Genomic DNA, 24644 nt, shown 5'->3' on the forward strand with positions numbered 1-24644 from the left:
TCTTTTACTTGCATTTGGAAGGCTAGTACCTAATAATACAAAGATAAACTTGCGCGTTATGAACGATTGAATAAGTAGAGCAACCTTTTTGAGGCACAGGTAACACGATTCTAAAGGAAAAGGAGGATTAAACGTTTCAAAAGGTATTGCTAGTTACTTGTTTGGCGTGTAAGGACAGCCCTTACACCAATTCGAGGAGGATTTATTGATGAAACTAAAAAGTCGTATAGTTGCATTCCTATTAATTCTAGTGCTTTTCGCAGCAGGAATTAGTACGACTGTAAACGGCGTCTTAAAGGACATCAAGCTTGGTCTTGACTTACAGGGCGGGTTTGAAGTACTTTACGAGGTAAATGAATTAAAAGATGGTCAAAAAATTACACCTGAAATCGTCACTGCTACGGCAACAGCTCTTGGCAACCGTGTAAATGCTATTGGGGTAAGTGAACCTAGCATTCAAGTTGAGGGAGAAAACCGAATCCGTGTGCAATTAGCAGGTGTTGAAGATCAAGAATCTGCACGTAAGTTATTGTCTACTTCTGCGAATTTAACATTCCGTGATGTTGATGATAATTTATTATTAGATGGAGATGATCTAAAAGAAAATGGAGCAAGTGCTTCCTTTGACCAACAAAATCGCCCAATTGTTTCGCTAAAATTAAAAGATGCGAAAAAATTTGCTGATGTAACAAGTAAGATTGCTGCGAAACCCGCAGGACAAAATTTATTGGTTGTATGGTTAGACTTCGAAGAGGGTGTTGATTCTTATAAAGCGGAATCACAGAAAGCGAAGCCTCGCTATGCATCTGCAGCAACAGTTTCTCAAACATTAAATACAACAGATGTAATGATAAGTGGTAATTTCTCTGTTGAAGAAACAAAAAATCTATCAGGTATTTTAAATGCAGGGGCATTACCTGTTAAACTTGATGAAATTTATTCAACTTCTGTGGGTGCTCAATTTGGTGATGAAGCACTGAAAAGCACTATTTTCGCTGGTATTGTTGGCGTAGTAATCATTTTCTTATTTATGCTATTCTACTATCGTTTACCAGGCTTTATTTCGATCATCACACTTGGTGTATTTACATTCCTAGTACTGGTTGTATTTGATTGGATTAATGCAGTCTTAACGCTTCCTGGTATAGCAGCCATTGTGCTTGGTATAGGAATGGCAGTAGATGCCAATATTTTAGCAGCAGAACGTATTCGAGAAGAATTACGTGTCGGCTACTCGGCGAAGCAAGCCTTCCTACTAGGCTCTAAACAATCTTTATCAGCCATTGTCGATGCACAGCTAACTACATTATTAGCAGCAGGTGTACTATTCTACTTTGGGACAAGCTCTGTTAAAGGGTTCGCTACAACATTAATCATTAGTATTTTATTGAGCTTCTTAACAGCAGTGTGGGGCTCACGTGTACTATTAGGTTTACTTGTGAACAGTGGCTATTTCAATAATCCAGCCTGGTATGGTATTGCGAAATCAAAACAACATAGTCTGGATGAAAATATTGGTGCATTAGATTTATCAACGAAATTTGATCGCTTTGACTTTGTACACAATCGTAAGAAATTCTATACATTCTCATTAGCTATTTTAGTGGCTGGTTTAGTTGTTCTTGGTATTTTCCGTCTAAACCTTGGTATTGATTTCTCAAGTGGTACACGTATTCAAATTGAAGCAGATCAAACATTAACAAAAGAAGCAGTGGAAAAATATGTTGATAGTATCGGCTTCCCTTCGGAAGATGTAGTTCTTTCAGGAGAAAAGAGTACCTCAGCGGTTGTACGTTATAAAACCGATTTATCTCAAGCAGATATTTTGAAATTCCAAAAAGAAACAACTGAGGAATATGGTCATAAACCTACTGTAAGTACAGTATCTCCTACTGTTGGTAAGGAACTTGTGAAAAATGCCATTAAGGCATTATCTCTTGCAGCACTAGGTATTATCATTTATGTGGCTATTCGCTTTGAATGGCGCATGGGGGTCGGGGCAATTGTTTCGCTTCTGCATGATGTATTCTTAATTGTTGCTGTGTTTAGTTTCATGCGTTTAGAGGTAGATATTACGTTTATTGCGGCTGTTTTAACAATTGTTGGTTATTCCATTAATGATACAATCGTTACCTTTGACCGTATGCGTGAAAACTTAGATCGATATGATACCATTAATGACCGTGAAATATTGGCAAATATTGTGAATAAATCGCTACGCCAAACGATGGGACGTTCTGTTAATACAGTGTTAACTGTTATTATCGTTGTTGTATCCCTATTAATTTTTGGTGCACCATCTATTCAAAACTTCTCTATCGCTTTATTGATTGGTTTAATTACAGGTATGTATTCTTCTATCTGTATCGCCGCTCAAATCTGGTATTCATTAAAAATTCGTGAAATGAAAAAATCAGATGGAAAGCTACTCAAGAAAGAGAAAAAACAATGGGGAACTGACGAACCTACAGTATAATTTAGTAAGCAGGGAATAGAAAACGATTCGTTTTCTATTCCCTGCTTTTTTGTAGGCGAGATTGCCGAGTGTATTTATAATTTAAATTGCTGAAGGACTTCTTGGAGCTGTTGCGCATTCTGACTTAATTCCTCAGCAACCGCATTCACTTGCTGCATTGTCGCCACTTGTTCGTCAACAGACTCTGCAATCAGTTGAGAATTGCTAGCTGATTGATTTGAAACATTGGCTGTTTCGGTGACAGAGGCGGCAACCTGCTCGGCACTTGCTGAAATTTCTTCAGATGTGGCAGATATTTCTTCAATTTGCTCTGTAAAGGCTGTGACCGCTGAGGTAATAGAGTAGAAAGCATCTCCTGCCTCGTGAATTTTAGACACGCCATCCTGTACAGAAGCTAAGCCATGGTCCACTGCATTAGCCACATTGCGCGTATCTGTTAGGATTTCCTTCGTAATGGCAACAATTTGATTAGCAGATTGATTGGATTCCTCTGCTAGTTTACGCACTTCATCAGCTACAACGGCAAAGCCTTTACCATGTTCTCCAGCTCTTGCTGCTTCAATGGCCGCATTGAGTGCAAGTAAATTTGTTTGTTCTGAAATGGCTGTAATGACGGTTGTAATTTGTCCGATTTCTTCCGATTGCTTACTTAGCTTTTGGGTCAATGTGGCAATTTCAGAGGTAGCGACAGAAATGATATTCATTTGTTCTTTCGCTGTTGAAATCGTTGCTCCTCCTGTATGGGCTAGTTGGCGCATACTCTCTGTATTGTGGTGAAGACTATGTGTCGCCTCAGCAATGCGTTGAACACCTGCTGCTGTTTCATCCATTGCCACAGCACTTTGCTGCGAGGTACGAGCGGAAGAAGTGAGAGATGTTGCGTTTTCTTGAATTCTTTGTGCAATATCATCGGATGTTGCCGTTACTTCCTCTGTGCTCGCAGTAAGCTCTTCAGAGACAGCTGATAAATGGGATGCACTATCTTGAATGTTCGTCATCAGGCCAGCTAGACTTTGTTTTAATGTATTGACTGCACCCGCGAGTGTGCCAATCTCATCTTTTGTATGATGGTCAAGCTCAGCGATTGTTAAATCTCCTTGTGCTAATGTATCTGCTGCCCCAATGACCTTCCGTAATGGCTGAACAATGGAGTTTTTGACAAAATACATAAAATATATACCGATAATAATACTAGCAATTAGTAGACTAATGGAAATAATAAGAGCACGTGAAACGGTATGGTTCACTTCTTGATCGACCTTTTGAAGCTGCTCATCATGATAAACTAATAAATCAGTTGTTAGCTTGAAAATTTCCTTATTGTATTTTGTGACATCGTTATTTATGTAAGTGAGAGCTAAATCCGTATTGCCACTATTAAACGCTTGCAAGGCTTTCGCTGAAGAGGCTAGTAACTCGTTTTGTAATGCAGTGACTTGTTGCACAATATCTTTTGTATAATCAGAGCGAACAAGACCAGAAAGTTCTTGAACTGTTTCAGGTAAAAGTTTGTGATAACGCTCTAAATTGTCCCGAGCTGCTTCATCCTTATTATTTAAAACATAGGAGCGTAAAAATAAACCTTGAGACGCAAGTTGTTGCTGTATATTCTCCGTTAATTGAATTTGAACAATACGATGCTTCAATACTTCCTCTAAATCATTTTGTGTTGTTTTGAATTGAAGAAATGATAAGATGCTTGAAATGAGTAGTAAACAGGTTAAAGAAATGAAGCCTAAATTTAATTTTTTGCGAACGGACATATACGTTCCTACTTTCTATATATTATATGGAAAAAATTATTGTTCTGAAATTACTATAACTTGATATATTTACATGGTCAATACTCAGAAAATATTCAATAGTAAGGAATCCTTTTCCCTTTTAAGGTCTTTTTGAAGGATAATATACCTACATAAAAAGTTCTTACGAAAACATAAATTTCAATCTTTTTCTTCAGAATTGATTGACAATTAAATTGGTTTGGCATAGAATTAAGGCTAACTTTTTGTTCGGTCAAGGTAGAAGGCCTCGGGAGCGAGGTCAGCCTAAGAACAGATGAGCTGAGTTTAGATGAGAATAGCTGAGAAATTGTTGAATAAGAGTAGTAGCATAGGTATGTAATTTAGAGAGTCAGTGGGTGGTGTGAACTGATTTACAGCTTATGTGAATGGACTTATGAGAGTCGCTTTTAAAAAGCGAACGTGATTCCCCACGTTATAGGGGTGCTTTGAATGTATGGCTAAAATGAAGCTGGTCATCATAGAAAGCACAAAAGTGAGAGCATATGCTCTAATATGAGGTGGCAACGCGGTCATGATCGTCCTCTGCAATTAGGAATAATCCTTTTTGCAGAGGGCTTTTTTTATTTTGCTTCAGCATTCGTCTAGACATTAGCAAAAGGAATTTTTGAAAAGGAGCTTATAAGCTATGCAAACAACGAGTTCAAGAACAAAAATGAAAACTATCAATGGCGATTCTTTAACACCTATTTTAATTTTCAGACGTTTACAGGGGAAATATAAATTTTTGCTGGAGAGCTCTGCACAGCATGAGGGAGCAGGCAGATTTTCATTTATTGGTGCGAATCCACGAAAAACCTATAAAGGTGTGGGACAAGAAATTCAGGAGATATCCTATAAAACGGGAAAAACATATGTGCATAAAGGGGAGCTCTTTGTCTTCCTTAAACGACTTATGCCACGTATCTCTAATACGACACAATTTCCGTTTTCAGGAGGTGCTGTCGGATATATAGGTCATGGCGGAACGACAATGTTCGCTGACGAGAAAATAGGACTTCCTGATGCGCACTTCCATGTGTATGAAACGATCATTGTGTTCGATCATTTAACAGATGAAGTGACACTGATTCATACAAATATTGATGCGGAAAAACAGCAACCTGATTTGGAAGTGCTGGCCCAACAATTATTAAATGGTGATGCTTATGACGAAGCAACTTATCATTATCACGCAATAGAAAAGGCAACGGATGAATCCTTTGCAGCAGAGTTACAGGCGATGCAAACCAAGTTAAATGATGACATAACAAGGGTAGTACTGCCTAAGCGTTATGTAGCAAATTTTCAAGGTGATGCGTTTTCCTTATACAGACAGCTACGCAAAAAAAAACCTGCACCCTATATGTATTATGTAGAGTTTGAGGATCACGTTATATTAGGCACTTCTCCTGACAGCCTTATACGAGTGAAGGGGGAGCGAGTGATAGCCACACCAACGGAGGGCACCTATCCACGTGGGGAGACTAAAAGTGAAGACCTAAAAAATGAGCGCACATTATATGAACAAACGGACATTCGAAATTCACATGCAATACTCGTTAGTGCCATTCAGCAAAAATTACAGTCTGTTTGTTTTCGAGACTCTGTTCAGGTCATTGAGGCCATGCGTATTGAAAGGTCAAAACAGGCACTGCACTTGACGTCGAGAGTAGAAGGTCGGCTTTTACCTATGTTGCACGCTTTAGATGTACTGGCAGTAACAATCCCACCATTTTCAGTTACAGAGATTTCTAAGAAGCAGGTGATACGTTACTTAGAAAATGGGTCACACATGGCATGTATTTTTGGTGATGCTCTTGGCTTTATTGGATTCAATGGCCATTTGGATTTTGCTTTAACAGCGCAATCCATTGTAGTTGAACATGAAACGATGTATATGCAATCCACAATAACAATGACTAAATATACGAATATCCCTAACGTGTTACAGCAAGTGCAAGAGGAAGAGAAAGGTTTTTTACAGTTATTGGTTAACGATGGAGGGCGAAACTGATGGAACAATTACAACGGAAAGTAGTGCAAGGTGAACATCTGATGTATGAGGAAATGCTGAAGGTCGCGCAATGGTTATTTCAGGATGAGACACCTAAAGAGGAAATCGCCAGTTTTTTAACGGCTTTAGCTGTGAAAGGGGAAACAGCACACGAGGTAGCAGCATTAGCAACTATTATGCGTTCTTTTGCACGTGATGTAGCTGTAAAAGAAGACGACTATATGGATAATTGTGGTACGGGTGGAGATGGTCTTCATACCTTCAACATTAGTACAGCCTCTGCTTTTGTACTAGCTGGAGCAGGTGTCAAAATGGCAAAGCATGGGAATCGTAAAATATCTTCATCCTCGGGTAGCTCAGATGTGTTGGAGGCATTAGGTATTCATACAGCTATTTCCATACCTCAAACGATTGAATTGCTAGAGAAAGAAGGAATTGCTTTTATCTATGCACCGAATGTTCATCCAAAATTAAAGCGAATTGGCGAAGTTCGTCGTTCATTAGGAAAACCAACGATTTTTAATCTAGTCGGTCCTTTAACCAATCCAGTACCATTATTTACGCAATTCACAGGTATTAATCGTCCTGATTTTGTCATGGAATATGCCTCAGTCCTACAGATGCTGGGGCGGGAGCGAGCCATTGTTGTTTCAGGTCCTAAGGGGCTTGATGAGGCTTCCTTAGCAGGACAAAATACATTGGTCCTAGTAGATAGAGGAGATTTAATTCCCTTCTCCTTGTCGGCTGAAGATGTTGGTCTTCAAGCAGCACCTTTAGAAGCTATCCGTGGTGGCAATGCAGATGACAATGCGGTCATTATGAAAAAAATATTGGCTGGAGAGCACAGTGCGTACTTAGATACGGTGTTATTAAATACGGGTATTGGCTTATTCGGTTATGGTCAAGCAGAAACCATTAAAGAAGGTGTCGCGATGGCGAAGGAAAGTATTTTTAGTGGGAGAGCATTGAAAAAATTGGAAGCAGTTATTACTTACAGTGAACAAATGAAAGAAGTGGAGGTAGGGCAATGAATATACTCTATAAAATTCTGCAGCAAAAGAAAATTGAGATAGGTGCTTTATTAGAGCAGCCAGATCCTTTAGCAAATTTTACAGAAAAGTCACGACCCTCATTAGTCGAAACATTACGTCAAGCTACAACATTACAGGTCGTTGCTGAAATGAAACGTGCTTCGCCCTCCAGGGGGGTCATCGCTGGTGCGGCAGATCCAGTTGCTCAAGCACAGGTCTATGCACAGGCAGGAGCAGCAGCTATTTCTGTTTTAACAGATAAGGCGTTTTTTAAAGGCTCCTTTGAAGATTTAGCGGCAGTTGCTCATGTTGTTGACACGCCTCTTCTTTGTAAGGATTTTATGATAGATCGGGTGCAGATTCGATTTGCGAAGGCAGCAGGTGCCTCTATTATTTTATTAATTGTGGCGGCCTTAACGGATGACGCTTTACGCGACTTATATAGTTATGCAACGGGCTTAGGCCTAGAAGTTTTAGTGGAAGTACACGATACAGAGGAGCTTGAACGTGCTCTTGCAGTAGATGCAAAGTTGATTGGTGTCAATAATCGGGATTTACGTACCTTTGAGGTTAGTCTACAACGGACAAAAGAAATTGCCGAAGTTTTCCCATTCAGTGAGCAACGTATATTAATTAGTGAAAGTGGTATTTGGTCACAGGAAGATGCCAATCAAGTTGCCACAATGGGAGCTAGTGGCGTTCTTGTAGGGGAGGCATTGATGCGCAGTGAAGACGCGGGGCAAGCACTACAATGTTTACAGGTACAAAAGGAGGCAGCTTCTATATGACAAAAGTCAAAATTTGTGGATTACAAGAACAAGAACATGTCAAAACAGCTATTCATGCTGGCGCAGATGCCATTGGTTTTGTTTTTGCACCAAGTAAACGTCGTGTAACTGTTGAGCAAGCCCAACAGTTAGCGAAGGAGGTGCCACGAGGTGTTTTGAAAATAGGTGTCTTTGTCAATCCCACACCAGCTGAATTAAAGGAAGCGGTAGAGCGCGTGCCTTTAGACTATGTGCAATATCATGGAGAGGAAACGCCAGCATTTATTCAGGAGCAAGGCTACCCAGCCATTAAGGCATTGTCGATACGAGGAAGAGAGGATGTTCAAGCAGCTGTTCATTATCAGGTGGATTATTATTTATTTGATGCGCCTGGAACAGATTTTAAAGGTGGTAGCGGTCATACTTTTGATTGGACGTTACTTGAGGAAGTAGGTATTCTACGAGAGAAATTATTATTAGCGGGTGGTCTCAATGTGGACAATATTGAAGCGGCCATTTCAAGTGTTGCTCCTGTAATGGTGGATGTATCAAGTGGCGTGGAAACAGACGGAGTCAAAGATTCTATAAAAATACAGGCATTTTTGCAGGCAGTAAAGAGGGGGAGCGAATAATGGGAAATTCAATCGCATTTAATGTACCGACTAAGGAAGGTCGTTACGGACAATTTGGTGGACGTTATGTGCCAGAAACATTAATGACAGCTTTACTAGAATTAGAAACAGCTTATGAAGAAGCGATGAAGGATTCAATGTTTACAGAGGAGCTATCCTATTATTTACAGGAGTATGTAGGGCGAGAAACCCCACTCTATTACGCAGAAAATTTAACGAGCGCACTTGGAGGAGCTAAGATTTATTTAAAGCGTGAAGATTTAAATCATACAGGTGCACATAAAATTAACAATGCGATTGGGCAGGCGCTTCTTGCCAAACGCATGGGCAAAAAGAAAATTGTTGCTGAAACAGGTGCAGGACAGCACGGTGTGGCAACGGCTACTGCTTGTGCCTTATTAAATCTAGAATGTGTTGTTTTTATGGGTGCGGAAGATATGAAACGTCAGCAGTTAAATGTTTTTCGCATGGAGCTACTTGGCACAAAGGTTCAATCGGTGGAAAGTGGTTCTAAAACTTTAAAGGATGCTGTGAATGCAGCGCTACGCTATTGGGTGACAAATGTTGAGGATACGCATTATATTTTAGGCTCTGCCTTAGGACCTCACCCATTTCCTAAAATCGTTCGAGACTTTCAGCGTGTCATTGGGGTAGAAACGAGAAAGCAAATTTTGCAAAAGGAAGGTCGTTTACCTGATGCTGTTGTGGCTTGTATTGGTGGTGGCAGTAATGCAATCGGTATGTTTCATCCGTTCGTAGATGATGCATCAGTCGCTTTATATGGTGTAGAGGCTGCAGGGAGTGGTCTTGAAACAGGGAAACACGCTGCGGCAATTGCAGGTGGACAATTAGGTGTATTGCATGGTGCCTACATGTATTTATTACAGGATGAAAATGGCTTTGTCCAAGAAGCACATTCGATTTCCGCGGGGTTAGATTATCCGGGAAAAGGGCCAGAGCATTGTTATTTACATGATATCGGTCGAGCGCAGTTTGACGCCATCACAGATGCTGAGGCACTAGAAGGCTTACAATTGTTAAGTCGAACAGAGGGGATACTTCCTGCGCTTGAAAGTTCCCATGCTATTGCTTACACAGCAAAACTTGCTAAAACCATGCCGAAAGACCAGATCATTGTAGTGTGCTTGTCTGGTCGCGGAGATAAGGATGTACACACGGTTAGGGCGGTACTAGGAGGAGATGGCAAATGACGACGTTACAACAAGCAATTGAACAAGCAAAGGTAGCAGGAAACAAAGCCTTTATTCCATATATCATGGCAGGTGATGGAGGGCTAGAAACGATCAAGCCAACCATCCTAACACTACAGCAGCTAGGTGTGACAGCTATTGAAGTAGGTATCCCCTTTACAGACCCTGTTGCAGATGGGCCAACAATTGAGCGGGCAGGAGAACGTGCACTCGCAGCTGGCGTAACATTAACGAAGGTATTGCAAACGCTCACTTCATTTAGAGATGAAATCACGGTACCTCTAGTTGTCATGACTTATTTCAATCCAGTGTTAGCGTATGGCTTAGAGGCTTTTGCAAAAGCCTGTGTAGCTGGGGGCGTTAAGGGAATAATCGTACCAGATGTTCCATTAGAAGAAAGTGCTCTATTACGGGAGGCATTAAACCCATATACGATTGATGTTGTTCAACTCGTCTCTTTAACAAGCCCTCCTGAGCGTATTGCTCGTATTGCAGCAGCTAGTCAGGGCTTCGTTTATGCTGTGACTGTGAATGGAATTACAGGGGCAAGGTCCCGTTTTGCTGCAAACTTAGAGCAGCATTTTGCAAGTCTACGTCAAGCAAGTCCAATCCCTGTGCTTGCAGGCTTTGGTATTTCAACACCTGAGCAAGTGAAAAGGATGGGGTCATTGGGAGATGGAGTTATTGTCGGTAGTGCTATTGTAACAGCATTGCATGAAGAAGATATGGCCACCGTGGCAGCATTAGTGGCCGCTTCAAAAGGTGTATTCGAGAAGTCTACTCTATAGAGTAGGCTTTTTTGCTGCTAGATGGATAGTAAGTTTAAACTGATGGATTAATCAGTAAAAGGGGCGGATAGAAATTTCACATTGATGGGTAAAACTATCAATCTAACGGATAGTGCGTATCCAATAGAATTTCGGTATAATAGCTTTCGTAAGGAAGTGAGAAGATGATTCTATCGAAAAAAAGATGGCAGGTGGAGCGTCCAGATGCCACACTTGTACAAGCATTACAAAATGACTTACAACTTTCCGCGATTGCTGCAAAAATTTTAGCAGCACGAGGCTGTGAAACTACGGCTGAAGCAGAAAGCTTATTAAATATGACTGAAGCAAATGTCCATGACCCATTTCTTATGTACGGTATGGCTGAAGCAGTAGCACGAATTGAGCAAGCATTAGAAAATGGGCAGAAGATTTTAGTCTATGGCGATTATGATGCCGATGGTGTCACAAGCACGACTGTTATGCTAAATGTTTTACTAGATCTTGGAGCGGATGTATCCTTTAAAATCCCCAATCGTTTTATCCATGGTTATGGTCCACATGAAGCATTATTTCGTGAAGCATATGAAGAGGGTGTACAGTTAATCATTACAGTAGATAACGGGATATCTGGTATCGAACCTGTTCGAGTGGCTAAAGAGCTTGGCATGGATGTCATTGTGACAGATCACCATGAGCCAGGTGAGGAACTACCGCCAGCAGATATTATTCTTCATCCTCGATTACCAGAAGGACATTATCCGTTTGGAGAGCTAGCTGGAGTAGGTGTAGCCTTTAAGTTAGCACATGCTTTATATGGTGAACTACCAATCCATTTAATGGAATTGGTGGCGATTGGAACTGTAGCCGATTTAGTTCCTTTAGTGGATGAAAATCGCTATCTCGTGAAGCGAGGTATACAGGAAATGCGTCGTTCCCTTAGTCCATGGGTACAAGCAATGTGTGATATAGCCAGTACAGAGCAGGCAAAAATTACGGAAGAGACAATTGGCTTTTATTTTGGTCCTCGATTAAATGCTGTTGGTCGACTCGGAGAAGCAGCTCCAGGAGTCGAGTTATTAATGGCAGATGATAGTGCTAAAGCAAGCGCATTGGCAAAGCAGCTTAATGCCTGCAATACAGAGCGCAAAGATATTGTGAAAAGCATTACAGATGAGGCCATTGCACTTATTGAATCGGATGAAAAAATCGGCAATTCCTTAGTTCTTGTTGTGGCGGGGGAAGGCTGGAATGCAGGCGTTGTTGGAATAGTTGCCTCACGACTTGTTGAGCAGTACTACCGTCCAACCATTGTCCTTTCACTTGATCCTGAAAAGGGCACAGCAAAGGGTTCCGCTCGAAGCATTGAAGGCTTCCATCTATATAATGAACTAGCTAAAAACCGAGATATTTTACCGCATTTTGGTGGACATCCTATGGCCGCAGGCATGACCTTATCGTTAGAGCATGTGGATGAACTACGTACACGCTTGGATGCACAGGCAAGAGAATGTTTAACAGAGGAGCAATTAACACCGATCGTCCATATTGATATTCCGTTAAGTATCGATGAAGTTTCAGCAGATGCTATTGAAGAAATTTCAGCACTAGGACCATTTGGAACAGATTTTCCAAAGCCTGTTTACGTACTTGAGGATGTTGAAATCTCATCTATGCGTAAAATTGGAGCAGCTGAGAATCATATTAAAATGGAATTAACAAATGGCTATGATAAATTAGATAGTGTCGGCTTTAATAAAGGACATTTACATGATGAATTAACGTATGGCATTAAAGTATCCTTTATAGGCGATTTACAAATTAATGAATGGCAAGGACGTAAAAAAGCCCAATTTATGATCGAGGATGTCCAAACAACGGAATGGCAGCTATTTGATATTCGTGGTATCCGTCAAACTGCGCGTTGGCTTAATACGGTACCGAAGGATGAGGCACAGTTTATTGCCTTTCATCCAGCAACGATGGCGTATTATCAATCATTGATTGGTGCTCCTATTACAGTAGTTGACCCAGCACTATCCAATGTGGAACAAAGTGATTATATTGTGCTCTTAGATTTGCCACAACAAGTTCAAAAACTAGAAGAGGTGTTACAGAAGACGACACCTTCACGTATTTATGCGCATTTTTATATGCCTGATTCGCAATACTTTAGTGGTTTACCTACTCGTGAGCAATTTTCTTGGTATTATAAATTTTTGAAAAATCGACCAGCCTTTCCGCTTGATATGCATATAGCAGATTTAGCAAAGCATACAGGTTGGCCATTGGATGTATTAAAATTTATGACACAGGTGTTTTTTGAGCTTGGTTTTGTTAAAATGGAGAGTGGACTGACGACTGTCAACGTGAATGCCCCAAAACAAGCACTAACAGAGGCACCGTCTTACAAACAACGTTCAGAACAGATTGAGATGGAGCAAAAGCTTGTCTATGCTCCTTATATAGAATTAAAACAATGGTTTGATGAACGATTAACATAAACGGACGTACAGCGTTTCGTAGGAGGAGCAATAACATGGATTTAAAGCAATATGTTACAACAGTTGAAAACTGGCCGAAAGAGGGCATTAGCTTCAGAGATATTACGACAATTATGGATAATGGACCAGCATACAAATATGCAACAGACCAAATTGTAGAATATGCAAAAGAAGTGGGAGCTGAAATTGTAGTTGGCCCTGAGGCTCGTGGTTTTATCATCGGTTGCCCAGTTGCCTATGCACTTGAAATTGGCTTTGCACCTGTTCGTAAACCAGGTAAATTACCACGTGAGGTTATTAGTGCAGACTATGGTCTTGAATATGGTAAAGATACGTTAACAATGCATCATGATGCGATTAAGCCTGGTCAAAAGGTTTTAATCTGTGATGATTTACTAGCAACGGGTGGGACAGTTGAAGCAACTGTTCGTTTAGTAGAAGAATTAGGTGGTCAGGTAGTAGGCTGTGCCTTCCTAATCGAACTTTTAGAATTAAATGGTCGTGCAAAGCTTGGAGATCTAAATATTAAAACACTTATTCAATATTAAGAGAAAGCGTCTACCATAGTGGGCACTTCAGATTGTAGACAAACTCAAGAAATTACGAGTTTGCCTACAGTCTTTTTCTTTTACAATGAAATAAAGTAAAGCCGATACGGGCCGAGTTGCTTTCCCTGCTCCATCCAACTTCTTCCCTATTACTGTGTTGATTAACCGTAAACTTTTAAGCTGATGAAAGCTGAAGACGGATAATTAAATCAATAAACGTGAACAATTAGAAATGGTAACGGTTGATCAATTTATACCATTCGAGCGAAAATTAGAGGCTGCTATTTACCCTTTAGTAGAAACGACTTACTAAGCTTATGGATGCCCAAATATTGATCATGCCACTCTATATTTGGTAAGTAATTAGAAGAAAAAATGACAACAGCCATCGAGGTGAACTTTTCGATGGCTGTTGTTTGCAGTTTGAAGCGCTCAATAAAGTAGGTACTTTTTAATCTTCATCATATGTTTGGATGATCTTCTGCATTGTGCGCAAGGTATCATAGAAATCTGCATATTTTTCAACCCCTATATCTTCGATGATTCTATCTTGAATCGTTTGCCAAATGGGTGCGGCTTCATGCAGCTTTTCTAATCCTTTTTCAGTGAGCGTAATCTTTTTAGTGCGCGCATCGCTTGTGTCTCGCTTTAATTCAACATAGCCATGTTGCTTTAATAGATTAATATTACGGGTCACAGTCGTTTGATCAAGTTGTAAAATTTCACCTAAACGGCTAATTGAGACAGTTTGCTGAAGATCGATATGGGCCAGCATGGAATATTGTGTAACCTTTAAACCAGTGGGCTGTAGCAGCTTATCATATAATTGTGTGACAACCCTTGTTTTTTTTCTAAGGTTTGCACAAACACAGATTTGTGTATAATCGATTGTTTTAAGTTGATTCTTCATCGTCAGTACTCCTTTGAGGGGATTCTACTAATTGTAAGTATACACCTAAGAGCTAGAAAAGACTGCTTGACAGCTATAGGAACGATTATTATCATTATACATGTATATACATATAAATGGAATGAAGAGATCGCAAAACATGTATATACATGTTTTGTTATGCATCTCACAAAAAAAGAAGGTGTTAGGATGAAGCGAGTTCATTATAGCTGGTTGATTTTGATTGTCACATTTTTCTCGATTATTGTAGCAGGGATTACAATGTCATCGTCTGGTGTTTTCCTGGATCCCCTCGAAAAAGAATTTCAATGGGATCGCTCAACGATTGCTTTAGCATTTGCTGTAAGTTTATTTTTATATGGCATATCTGGACCATTTATGGCGGCGCTGCTTGAAGTCATTGGCTTAAAGAAAATGATGCTTAGTGTCATGTCTACTTTAATAGTAGGAATGACCTTAACCTTTTGGATGAGCCAATCCTGGCAGTTAATCATTATTTGGGGAGGTATCATTGGGCTTGGTGCGAGCCTTTTTTTAACGGTGCTCAGTCCCTATGTAGCGAATCATTGGTTTGTTAAACGCAGAGGGCTGGCAGTTGGGATTTTAACGGCTAGTACAGCCACAGGTCAATTAATTTTACTGCCAGTGCTAGCCATTATTATTGAACATTATTCTTGGCGATGGGCAATGGGATTGATCCTACTCCTGAGTACCATGATGTTCGTCATGATTGCTATGTTTATTAAAAACAAGCCGCAAGATATTGGTCTAACCCCTTACGGTCATGATGAGATTATAGGAGAGCCGCAAGTACAGCCCAAGAAGAATCCAATTAGTATGGCATTTCTTGGTTTAGCAGAGGCAGTTAAAGTCAAAGCATTTTGGCTCTTAGCAGGCAGCTTTTTCATTTGTGGTCTTTCGACAAGTGGATTAATCGGAACTCACTTTGTGTCATATTGTATTAGCTTTGGCGTTCCGCTAGTAACCGCTGCATCTCTTCTTTCTTTTATGGGGGTGTTTAACTTATTAGGCACGACTGCCTCTGGCTGGCTATCGGATCGCTTTGATAATCGTTGGCTATTATTTTGGTATTACTTGTTAAGGGGAGCTTCTCTCTTGCTACTCCCTTATGCACTCGCTCAAGGCTCCTTTGTTTTATTGACGATTTTCAGCATCTTTTATGGACTCGATTGGATTGCCACAGTACCACCAACTATCAGCATTACACGACAAATTTTTGGGATGCAAAAAAGCAGCATTATTTACGGATGGATATTCGCCTCACATCAGGCAGGAGCGGCAGTTGCTGCGTATGGGGGTGGGGTGATTTATAAATTTTTCAATTCCTACACATGGGCTTTTTTCCTTGCTGGCCTATTCTGTGCATTGGCAAGCTTATTCGTTATCATTGTAAAAAAACAAACGCCTCAGCAAGGATAAACAGTCGACTAAAAAAGTTGAACCTCGACAGAAAGAGGTTCAACTTTTTTTATCAATATTAGTTTGACATTTAACAAACAAAAGTTTACAATATAAACAAATATAATAAAAGGTGATGCTATGAATGAAAGAGAACAGGCGGTGCTTGCTTTAATTCGCCAAAACCCGTTTATGTCTCAGCAAGAGATGGCAGATACAATGAATCTGTCCCGTCCCGTGCTTGCTAATTTAGTGTCTAGTTTAACAAAGCAAGGAAAAATTGTAGGTCGTGCTTATATTTTACCCGAGGAAAATGAAATTATTTGCATCGGGGGAGCTAATTTAGACCGAAAATTCCATGTGAAGGGCAATGTTCAATTTGGAACATCTAACCCTGCCAGCTCTTCTTTTAGTGTAGGTGGAGTTGGTCGAAATATTGCTGAAAACTTAGGCAGATTAAACCATCAAGTGACGTTATTAACAACGGCTGGTAAAGATGCTGATTGGCAAGTGATCCAAGAAGCTTCGGAATCCTTTATGAATCTACGTTATGTGGAGCAGCTAGCTGAGGCTTCTACGGGTTCCTATACAGCTATTATGGATGAACAAGGTGAGCTAGCATTAGCTGTAGCCAATATGGAGGTTTATGACCTGCTGTTACCGAGTTTGTTGAAAAAGCATGAAACAATGCTAGTGAATGCTGGTTGCTTTATTTTGGATTTAAATTGCCCGAAAGAAACAGTGGCGTATATCCAGCAAGTAGCCATTGCTCGTGCCATTCCATTAGTCATTGTGCCAGTATCTTCGCCAAAAATGAATCGACTACCTGAAACATTACAAGGTGTAACTTGGTTTATTTGTAACACGGATGAAGCAGAAACAATTGTTGGACATAAAATTGAAAACGCTACCCATTATGAAAAAGCATTACAACAGCTCTTACAACTAGGTGCTGAACATGTCATTATCACAGCTGGTAGCAAGGGTGTTTATGCAGCATCTACGACGATCGCACCTCGTCATTTCGCTGCGAAAGTGATCAACAAAATTGAAGATGTTACAGGAGCAGGAGATGCGTTTGTCAGCGCTGTGATACACAGTTGGTTGACAGGTCAATCTTTTGAGACATGTATTGATGCAGGGTTAACAAATGCTAAAAATACATTGGCATCTCCTTATACAGTAAGACCTGAATTATCAGTAGATTTGTTAAAAAATGAAATGGAGGAATAACAACATGAAAGAATTCATCGTATTATCAGAAGAAGTAAAAGCAGGACAAGCAAAAGGTCTACCAATCGTGGCATTAGAATCTACAATCATTTCACACGGTATGCCATATCCACAAAATGTGAAAACTGCGCGTGAAGTTGAGCAAATTATTCGCGATAATGGTGCAGTACCTGCAACCATTGCCTTAATAGATGGCAAAATCAAAATCGGTTTATCAGATGAAGAGCTAGAGATGTTTGGAAATTCACAAGGCGTTGCAAAAGCTTCACGTCGTGACTTAGGCTACTTACTTGCAACAAAAAAATTAGGTGCGACAACAGTTGCAGCTACAATGATCTGTGCTGAACTTGCAGACATTGAAATCTTTGTAACAGGTGGTATTGGTGGTGTACACCGTGGTGCTGAAACAACAATGGATGTCTCTGCTGACTTAGAAGAATTAGCACAAACTAATGTGGCTGTTATTTGCGCGGGTGCAAAATCTATTCTAGATATTGGTCTTACATTAGAATACCTTGAAACAAAAGGGGTACCAGTAGTTGGTTATGGTACAGATGAATTACCAGCATTCTACACACGTCAAAGTGGTTTCGATGTCAACTTCCAGCTTGATACACCAGAGGAGATTGCAGCAATGCTATCTGCGAAATGGCAATTAGGGTTAAAAGGTGGCGCTGTCATTGCCAACCCAATTCCAGAAGCTGAAGCATTAGATCATACATTTATTACAAACATTATTGAAAAAGCTTTAGCTGAAGCTGAAGAGAATGGTATTCAAGGTAAAAACGTTACACCATTCTTACTTGGTAAAGTAAAAGAATTAACAGAAGGTAAAAGTCTTGATGCGAACATTGCATTAGTGAAAAACAATGCAGTCGTTGGTGCAAAAATTGCTGTTGCCTACAATCAATTACACTAATCATTTGTCGAAACAAGAACCCTTTGTGACATCCTGTCGCAAAGGGTCTTTTTCATTAAAAAGAAGAATATTTTTTCCATTTTTCGAACTGTTCACGAGATTAACTAAACTAAATGACACAGTCTCTTTACAATAGGCTACAAAATTTTATACAATTAAGTTTATATCTAATCTGAAAAATTTGACGAGCAAGGTGGACATGTTATGGCGAAAGAGCAAATTTTGACTCCTGAGGACGTTTTTGAGTTAGTCAAATCCTACATGAATGATGAAAATGTCACATTCGTGAAAAAAGCATATGAATTAGCAAGGGATGCCCATATTGAGCAATTCCGTAGCTCTGGTGAACCTTATATCATTCACCCAGTACAAGTGGCAGGTATTCTAGCTGAATTACAAATGGACCCGGAAACAGTAGCGGCAGGTTTTTTACATGATGTTGTCGAAGATACGGATTTTACGCGGGATGATTTGGTACGGGAATTTGGCGAAGAAGTAGCCGTGCTTGTTGATGGTGTGACAAAGCTAGGGAAAATTAAATATTTATCAAAAGAGGCGCAGCAGGCGGAGAATCATCGAAAAATGTTTGTAGCTATGGCACAGGATATTCGTGTCATCTTAATTAAGCTAGCAGACCGTCTCCATAATATGCGTACGTTAAAGCATTTACCTGCTGAAAAGCAGCGACGTATATCGAAAGAGACGCTAGAAATTTTTGCACCACTTGCACATCGTCTGGGAATCTCGACTGTAAAATGGGAGCTTGAAGATACAGCACTTCGTTATTTAAACCCACAACAATATTATCGTATTGTCAGTTTGATGAAGAAAAAGCGTGATGAGCGTGAGGCTTATTTAGAGAATGTCATGGCTGAGATGAAGTCACAGCTTAATGAGGTTGAAATTGAAGCAGATATCTATGGTCGTCCAAAGCATATTTACAGTATTTATCGAAAAATGGTGCTCCAAAAGAAACAATTTAATGAAATTTATGATTTATTAGCCATACGTGTACTTGTCGATAGTATTAAAGATTGCTATGCGGTTTTAGGGATTGTGCATACACTCTGGAAACCGATGCCAGGGCGCTTTAAAGACTATATTGCCATGCCAAAACAAAACCTGTATCAGTCCTTACACACGACCGTTATTGGACCCTATGGTGATCCATTAGAGGTTCAGATTCGTACGAAGGAAATGCACAAAATTGCAGAGTACGGGATTGCGGCACACTGGGCGTATAAAGAGGGCAAAAATGTTGATCATCAAAAGCAAAATGTCGATCAAAAATTAACATGGTTCCGTGAGATTTTAGAATTCCAAAATGAATCTTCTAATGCTGAAGAATTTATGGAATCCTTAAAATTTGATTTATTTTCTGATATGGTCTACGTATTTACACCTGAAGGCGATGTCATCGAATTGCCAGCGGGTTCTGTGCCCATCGATTTTGCCTATCGTGTCCATTCAGAGGTCGGAAATCGTACGATTGGGGCAAAAGTCAATGGGAAAATGGTGCCACTTGATACACCACTGAAAACCGGCGATATCATTGAAATTTTAACATCTAAGCAATCCTTTGGTCCGAGCCGCGATTGGCTAAAAATAGCACAATCCTCACAGGCGAAAAATAAGATTAAGCAATTCTTTAAACGACATTTGCGTGAAGAGAATATCATCAAAGGGAAAGAAATGATTGAAAAGGAAATTCGTGCTCAGGATTTCGATTTAAAGGAAACGATGTCATCAGAAAACCTCAAACGTGTATGTGATAAATTCAACTATACGAATGAGGAGGACTTGTATGCAGCAGTAGGAGTGAATGGCATTACTGCACAGCAAGTGGTTAATCGTTTAGCAGAAAAACGTCGTAAAGAGCGTGAGCAGGAAGAAGCTTTAGAGAAAATCGAACAAAAAATGAAAAATCCAATTCCGCAAAAACGAACGGAATCGGGTGTCATCGTCAAGGGCATTGATAATATGCTTATTCGACTTTCTCGTTGTTGTACGCCTGTACCTGGTGATGAGATTGTAGGCTTTATTACAAAAGGTAGAGGTGTTTCTGTACACCGTGCAGACTGTCCAAATATTCAAATTGAGGATGAGCAAGAACGTTTAATTGAAGTGGAATGGGAGCATGGAATCATCCCTGAGAAAAAAGAATATCCAGTGGATATCGAAGTGTCAGCCTTTGATCGACCTGGTATTTTAAATGAAATTATGCAAATTGTTAGTGAAACAAAAACAAATATTTTAGCAGTCAGTGGTCGTGCTGATCGTGATAAAATGGCAACAATTCATTTAACGATTTCCATTTCAAACATTTCACATTTGCATAAGGTTGTTGAGCGGATTAAACAAACACCTGATATTTATTCGGTGCAGCGTGTCATCAATTAATGATTGGCAACAACATAGAATTGGGGTTTTAATGCATGAAAGTAGTATTACAGCGCAGTAAAGCTGCTTCTGTAACGGTTGACGGAGCTGTCACAGGAGCGATTGATAATGGCTATGTTCTTCTAGTAGGTATTACACATGAGGATACACATGAGGATGTCGCTTATTTAGCGAAAAAAGTAGCGAATTTACGCCTTTGGGAAGATGCGGAAGGAAAAATGAATCATTCGATCCAAGAGCATGGAGGCGCAATTTTATCCGTCTCACAATTTACATTGTATGGGGATGCAAAAAAGGGAAATCGTCCTAGTTTCATCAGTGCAGCTAGACCAGAAGTAGCCGAACCGCTGTGGGAAGCTTTTAATCAAGCATTGCGTGAGCTCGGCTTACATGTGGAAACAGGTATTTTTGGTGCAATGATGGATGTTGCACTAATCAACGATGGTCCAGTAACAATACTTCTAGAATCAAAATAATGGAACATTTCCTATAAATCCTTCATATACTAATGAGTATGGTTAGTTTTATAGGAAGGAGTGTCTTGAACTTGACGCAGATAGGGAGTAGATCTAATCCATATTTATACGAAACACTTAACATGATGATTGGCCAGGCAGTAGTGGTGCAAACAGAAAAAACGATGCAAAAAGGTATTTTATTATCCATACTACCTGACCATATGATCCTTGAGATGAATCGTACCCCTTTCTTCATTCGAATGGAGGAAATTGTATGGGTTACATTGGAAACTACAAAAAATTAATGAAGTACGAACCTTCGAATCATAAAAGATGATAGAAGGTTCTTTTTTATATTTTAAGGTATAATGAGCAAATTTAATTATTAGAATATGGAGTTTATATTGGTTTGAGGGCAGAAGCAGGGATCGTTCATGGAGAAAGACACTTTTGGTATGTCTCTTGTGAAATCGGTCATAAAGCGACTAGAATTATACTCAACTAAGAAACAAGTAGTAATGGCTGCTAATATACTATTTAATACTGTCATGAATAGGTTTAAAGGAGGTTATATATTATGAACATAATGAAGAAAATAGCCAAGATAGTGGGAATAATTCTAGCTATTTTCGCTTTGTTTATAGGGGGTGGATACGCTATTCTTGAAATTAATCCATTTGGGAATAAACCAGGCAAGCCAGTTGCGGATATTGAGCACAAGGTTGAAATTTGGGGAGAAGAAGTTGCAGGAAATCATTCTGGAAGTAAGCTAGACGATATGAATATTAAGGGTAATCCTAACAGACTCTTAGCGACATTCAAATTTTCTACTAGTATTGTGGGAGAAGAATATAAAGACAATGAAGCTGCAATTGATACCTTTACATATGTCCATGAAATTGTAGGAGGCTATGAAAAATCTACCTATGAAGATGAACCATATCTGATTCCTTATACGAGGTCAAACAGTGACAGTGCCATCATTATTATTCCAGGAGGTGGCTATGGCTTTAAGGAAATGGATGGTGGAACTGCTGAAGGAAAAGAAGTAGCTGAATCATTAAATAAGGCAGGTATCAATGCATTCGTTCTACACTATCGTTCTAACCCATATGAATGGCCTATTCCCCAATTGGATGTTCAGCGGGCTGTCCGTTATCTACGTTATCATGCAAATGATTATGGTATTCATCCAGATAAAATTGGATTGATCGGTTTTAGCGCGGGTGGTTTTCAAACCGGTAGCTTTATTAATCTCATTCAGGGGAAAAATCTATTTCCTAATAGTTATCAGCTTGATGACATCGATGCAGTCGATGATCAAGTTGTCTCTGCAGCTATGATTTATCCAGCATTGACCTATCGCTATAATGTGCCTATGCTCTTTGCTTCTTTTAAAGATGAAGATGTAAGAAGTCCAGAAGTGCGTGAAGAGCTTTTGAATCAGACAGATCTATCTAAACATTTTAGCACAGCAAATATACCTCAGTTTATTGCTTATGGGACGAATGATTTAGCTGTTGGGGTAAAAGGGCCACAAGAATATATTCAATCTGCACGAGTAGCAGATGCGGATATTACTGAAATTGTAGTAGAAGGTCAGAATCATGGCTTTAAGCAGGAACACTATATGAGAGAGTTTCTTGAATGGGTAAAAAAGGTTTTCAATTCCTTATAATGTGTCTTTTTTACTTTTGTTAATTGTAACTTGTGGAAGCAGAATCAATAATGCAAGCGATATAATTAGTATATACACATGCATGGGCTACTTGCTTTCCTGTGGGCGAGCGCCTCTCCGCTCCCACTCCGTGCAGGGGTTGGATACGGCAATATTTTACTAAATGTTGGAAATTAAAGAGAAAGAAAAATGATAAAAGCCATCGAGAGCGACTTCTCGATGGCCTTTGTATGAATTTATTTAACTTCTAACATGAATTGATAGCTATTATCTATAGAAATAAAACTATTGTTGATTTAAAAGGATCTTTTCAATCACCGCAATCTCATACTAGGACTTTACTCAATTTCTTTCCATAAAGACAATGCGTTTATCCAATTTGGATCTCCGTATCCTTGATAGCTTTGAACGGCTACATAAATCTTTCCTTGGTACTCAACCTTATCTCCTTTTGTGTACGCCTTAAATGGACTCCATTGCTCATAAGAAGCCCCTAGATCTTTTGTAGTCACAGTTAAAATGGAACTTTTAATTGATTCATTTCCAGCCGCATCCACTGCAGTTACTGCATACATATATGTTGTATTCGATTGGAGATTCATGTCCATAAATGATGTAGTTTTTGATGTTCCAACAACAGACATTTGATCTGCTTGTGTTCCTTGATATATAACATAATGGTCAACTGCTACATTATCCTCTGATGCACTCCACATTAAGTCTGCACTTGAAGATGTTACGCCCATTGTGTGAAGTGCAGTCGGTTGCGTTGGTGCTTCTGTATCTGGAGCTGTATGCATTGTCTCTACAACTATCGATTCACTTTCATTAGAAACATTCCCAGCTGCATCCACTGCCTTTACCGTATATGTATACTTGGTACTCGGTTTTAAATTTTTATCTGTGAATGTTGTTCCTGGTACCACTCCAACTACTTTATTATCACGTAATATCTGATATTCTTTTACACTCACATTGTCTGTAGAAGGACTCCATTTTAGCTCGGCACTGTTTGAAGTAACTTTCGTAGTATGTAATCCATTTGGCTGAGTTGGAGCTTCTATATCTACATTTCCATTATTCACTAAATTAACGTCGATTACATTATAGAATGCATTTGAAGTATCAGCTACATCCCAAACAGCTAGAAGAATGTGGTAACCACTACGATCAGTTGGCACGTTAATTGTATGAGTTAAATTATTCGATGCAGCAGAACCATTATGTTCTACAGTTGCAATTAGTTCAAGGTCAGCACGGTTTAATGGTTTATTTGGATTCCATCCCTTTTTAGTAATATAATAGTGCCATTTGCTTGTTAAATGTGGCGCTGTATACTTCCATGTAAAGGTATTTGAACCTCCTGTAATCGTGTTTTTAAACCAACGATCAGCGGTTTGTTGATCGAGTATGCCACCAAATAGACCTCCAGCAGATGCGATTTTTCCATCAGCCGGCCCACTTTGTGGAAATCCCTTAGGTGCCTCTAAACTCTGTGGCTCATACATTATGTTTCCGCACATTAAATTAAGTGCTCCATAATTTTGACTACATAAAGCAGCTCGGCTAGCTGGTTTTTCAACAAATCCATGGGCATATGCATTAGGTGCCATTGAAATACCCATGATTCCTGCTGCTAATATGGCAGCACTTATTCCCTTTTTACTTAACTTTTTTGCGAATTTAGTATTCATATAACTATTCTCCTTTTGTTGGAATTGGATAGCAACTAGTATGATAGCAATATATTAAAAATTATTCAAAGTCTGTTTTTATAGGATAATAGTTTTGTTGTGCAAATAACTTTTGTTGCAAAATTAATGAGTATATAGACCTTAATTGGGTAAATATCTTACTTTAGAGGATTGTTTTCTATTAAAAATAATTAGGTAT

19 protein-coding genes and 1 other annotated feature are annotated in these 24644 nt (G+C 39.5%); of the genes, 16 read left to right on the top strand and 3 right to left on the bottom strand.

Translation table 11 applies throughout. From position 1 onward, the window contains the following. Positions 1–208: 208 nt before the first annotated feature. The gene (gene secDF, locus MHI34_RS14510) at positions 209–2476 is read left to right on the top strand and encodes a protein translocase subunit SecDF (RefSeq protein ID WP_101966519.1); all 2268 of its coding nucleotides are present in this window, start codon (positions 209–211) and stop codon (positions 2474–2476) included. Between the two features lie 74 nt (positions 2477–2550). Here the strand turns inward: secDF and MHI34_RS14515 are convergent, their stop codons facing one another. After that, positions 2551–4239 (bottom strand): methyl-accepting chemotaxis protein, encoded by a 1689-nt coding sequence (locus MHI34_RS14515; RefSeq protein WP_340809271.1) that lies wholly within the window; start codon positions 4237–4239, stop codon positions 2551–2553. Positions 4240–4561: 322 nt separating this feature from the next. Then, positions 4562–4807: a binding site (T-box leader), on the top strand. Between the two features lie 99 nt (positions 4808–4906). Between MHI34_RS14515 and MHI34_RS14520 the strand changes: the two genes are divergently transcribed. The 8 genes from MHI34_RS14520 (at position 4907) to MHI34_RS14555 (ending at position 13734) form a co-directional block, all read left to right on the top strand. Further along, a complete protein-coding gene (locus tag MHI34_RS14520) occupies positions 4907–6274 on the top strand; it encodes a chorismate-binding protein (RefSeq protein WP_342503568.1) in 1368 nt (455 codons plus the stop codon). Then, positions 6274–7305, top strand: coding sequence for an anthranilate phosphoribosyltransferase (gene trpD / locus MHI34_RS14525; RefSeq protein ID WP_089934892.1), 1032 nt, complete (start codon positions 6274–6276; stop codon positions 7303–7305). Before MHI34_RS14520 ends, trpD begins: the two co-directional genes overlap by 1 nt. Continuing rightward, positions 7302–8093, top strand: coding sequence for an indole-3-glycerol phosphate synthase TrpC (gene trpC / locus MHI34_RS14530; protein ID WP_089934890.1), 792 nt, complete (start codon positions 7302–7304; stop codon positions 8091–8093). The genes trpD and trpC overlap by 4 nt, the downstream gene beginning before the upstream one ends. Further along, entirely contained in the window at positions 8090–8704 is a 615-nt protein-coding gene (locus MHI34_RS14535) for a phosphoribosylanthranilate isomerase (RefSeq protein WP_089934888.1), read from the top strand. The genes trpC and MHI34_RS14535 overlap by 4 nt, the downstream gene beginning before the upstream one ends. Next, positions 8704–9915: a tryptophan synthase subunit beta gene (gene trpB / locus MHI34_RS14540; RefSeq protein WP_271910518.1), complete on the top strand. Its 1212-nt coding sequence runs from the start codon at positions 8704–8706 to the stop codon at positions 9913–9915. Before MHI34_RS14535 ends, trpB begins: the two co-directional genes overlap by 1 nt. Then, the gene (trpA, locus tag MHI34_RS14545) at positions 9912–10703 is read left to right on the top strand and encodes a tryptophan synthase subunit alpha (RefSeq protein ID WP_338651602.1); all 792 of its coding nucleotides are present in this window, start codon (positions 9912–9914) and stop codon (positions 10701–10703) included. The genes trpB and trpA overlap by 4 nt, the downstream gene beginning before the upstream one ends. Before the next feature lie 164 nt (positions 10704–10867). Continuing rightward, entirely contained in the window at positions 10868–13186 is a 2319-nt protein-coding gene (recJ, locus tag MHI34_RS14550) for a single-stranded-DNA-specific exonuclease RecJ (protein WP_036124411.1), read from the top strand. A 35-nt stretch (positions 13187–13221) separates the two neighbouring features. Then, positions 13222–13734: an adenine phosphoribosyltransferase gene (locus tag MHI34_RS14555; protein WP_141905033.1), complete on the top strand. Its 513-nt coding sequence runs from the start codon at positions 13222–13224 to the stop codon at positions 13732–13734. A 451-nt stretch (positions 13735–14185) separates the two neighbouring features. Here the strand turns inward: MHI34_RS14555 and MHI34_RS14560 are convergent, their stop codons facing one another. Beyond that, a complete protein-coding gene (locus MHI34_RS14560) occupies positions 14186–14644 on the bottom strand; it encodes a MarR family winged helix-turn-helix transcriptional regulator (RefSeq protein ID WP_101966516.1) in 459 nt (152 codons plus the stop codon). Between the two features lie 189 nt (positions 14645–14833). On the opposite strand from MHI34_RS14560, the gene MHI34_RS14565 reads away from it, so the two are divergent. From MHI34_RS14565 to MHI34_RS14595, 7 genes are all read left to right on the top strand, one after another. Continuing rightward, positions 14834–16084 (top strand): MFS transporter, encoded by a 1251-nt coding sequence (locus MHI34_RS14565; RefSeq protein ID WP_342503569.1) that lies wholly within the window; start codon positions 14834–14836, stop codon positions 16082–16084. Positions 16085–16204: 120 nt separating this feature from the next. Further along, positions 16205–17296, top strand: coding sequence for a carbohydrate kinase (locus MHI34_RS14570; protein ID WP_036124406.1), 1092 nt, complete (start codon positions 16205–16207; stop codon positions 17294–17296). 4 nt (positions 17297–17300) lie between these two features. Continuing rightward, complete coding sequence (locus tag MHI34_RS14575; protein WP_058845311.1) at positions 17301–18215, top strand: pseudouridine-5'-phosphate glycosidase; 915 nt, start codon at positions 17301–17303, stop codon at positions 18213–18215. A gap of 204 nt (positions 18216–18419) precedes the next feature. Continuing rightward, positions 18420–20615 carry a bifunctional (p)ppGpp synthetase/guanosine-3',5'-bis(diphosphate) 3'-pyrophosphohydrolase gene (locus MHI34_RS14580; protein ID WP_036124404.1) on the top strand — a complete coding sequence of 732 codons (2196 nt, stop codon included), beginning with the start codon at positions 18420–18422 and terminating at the stop codon, positions 20613–20615. 35 nt (positions 20616–20650) lie between these two features. Next, a complete protein-coding gene (gene dtd, locus MHI34_RS14585) occupies positions 20651–21091 on the top strand; it encodes a D-aminoacyl-tRNA deacylase (RefSeq protein WP_342503570.1) in 441 nt (146 codons plus the stop codon). A 71-nt stretch (positions 21092–21162) separates the two neighbouring features. Then, positions 21163–21378 (top strand): DUF2642 domain-containing protein, encoded by a 216-nt coding sequence (locus tag MHI34_RS14590; RefSeq protein ID WP_036124402.1) that lies wholly within the window; start codon positions 21163–21165, stop codon positions 21376–21378. Between the two features lie 272 nt (positions 21379–21650). Then, entirely contained in the window at positions 21651–22751 is a 1101-nt protein-coding gene (locus MHI34_RS14595; protein ID WP_342503571.1) for an alpha/beta hydrolase, read from the top strand. 338 nt (positions 22752–23089) lie between these two features. On the opposite strand, the gene MHI34_RS14600 is transcribed toward MHI34_RS14595, so the two are convergent. Then, positions 23090–24445 carry a lytic polysaccharide monooxygenase gene (locus MHI34_RS14600; RefSeq protein WP_342503572.1) on the bottom strand — a complete coding sequence of 452 codons (1356 nt, stop codon included), beginning with the start codon at positions 24443–24445 and terminating at the stop codon, positions 23090–23092. Positions 24446–24644 lie beyond the last annotated feature (199 nt).

Source organism: Lysinibacillus sp. FSL L8-0126, assembly GCF_038630385.1.
GTDB classification, from domain to species: Bacteria; Bacillota; Bacilli; order Bacillales_A; family Planococcaceae; genus Lysinibacillus; species Lysinibacillus fusiformis_D.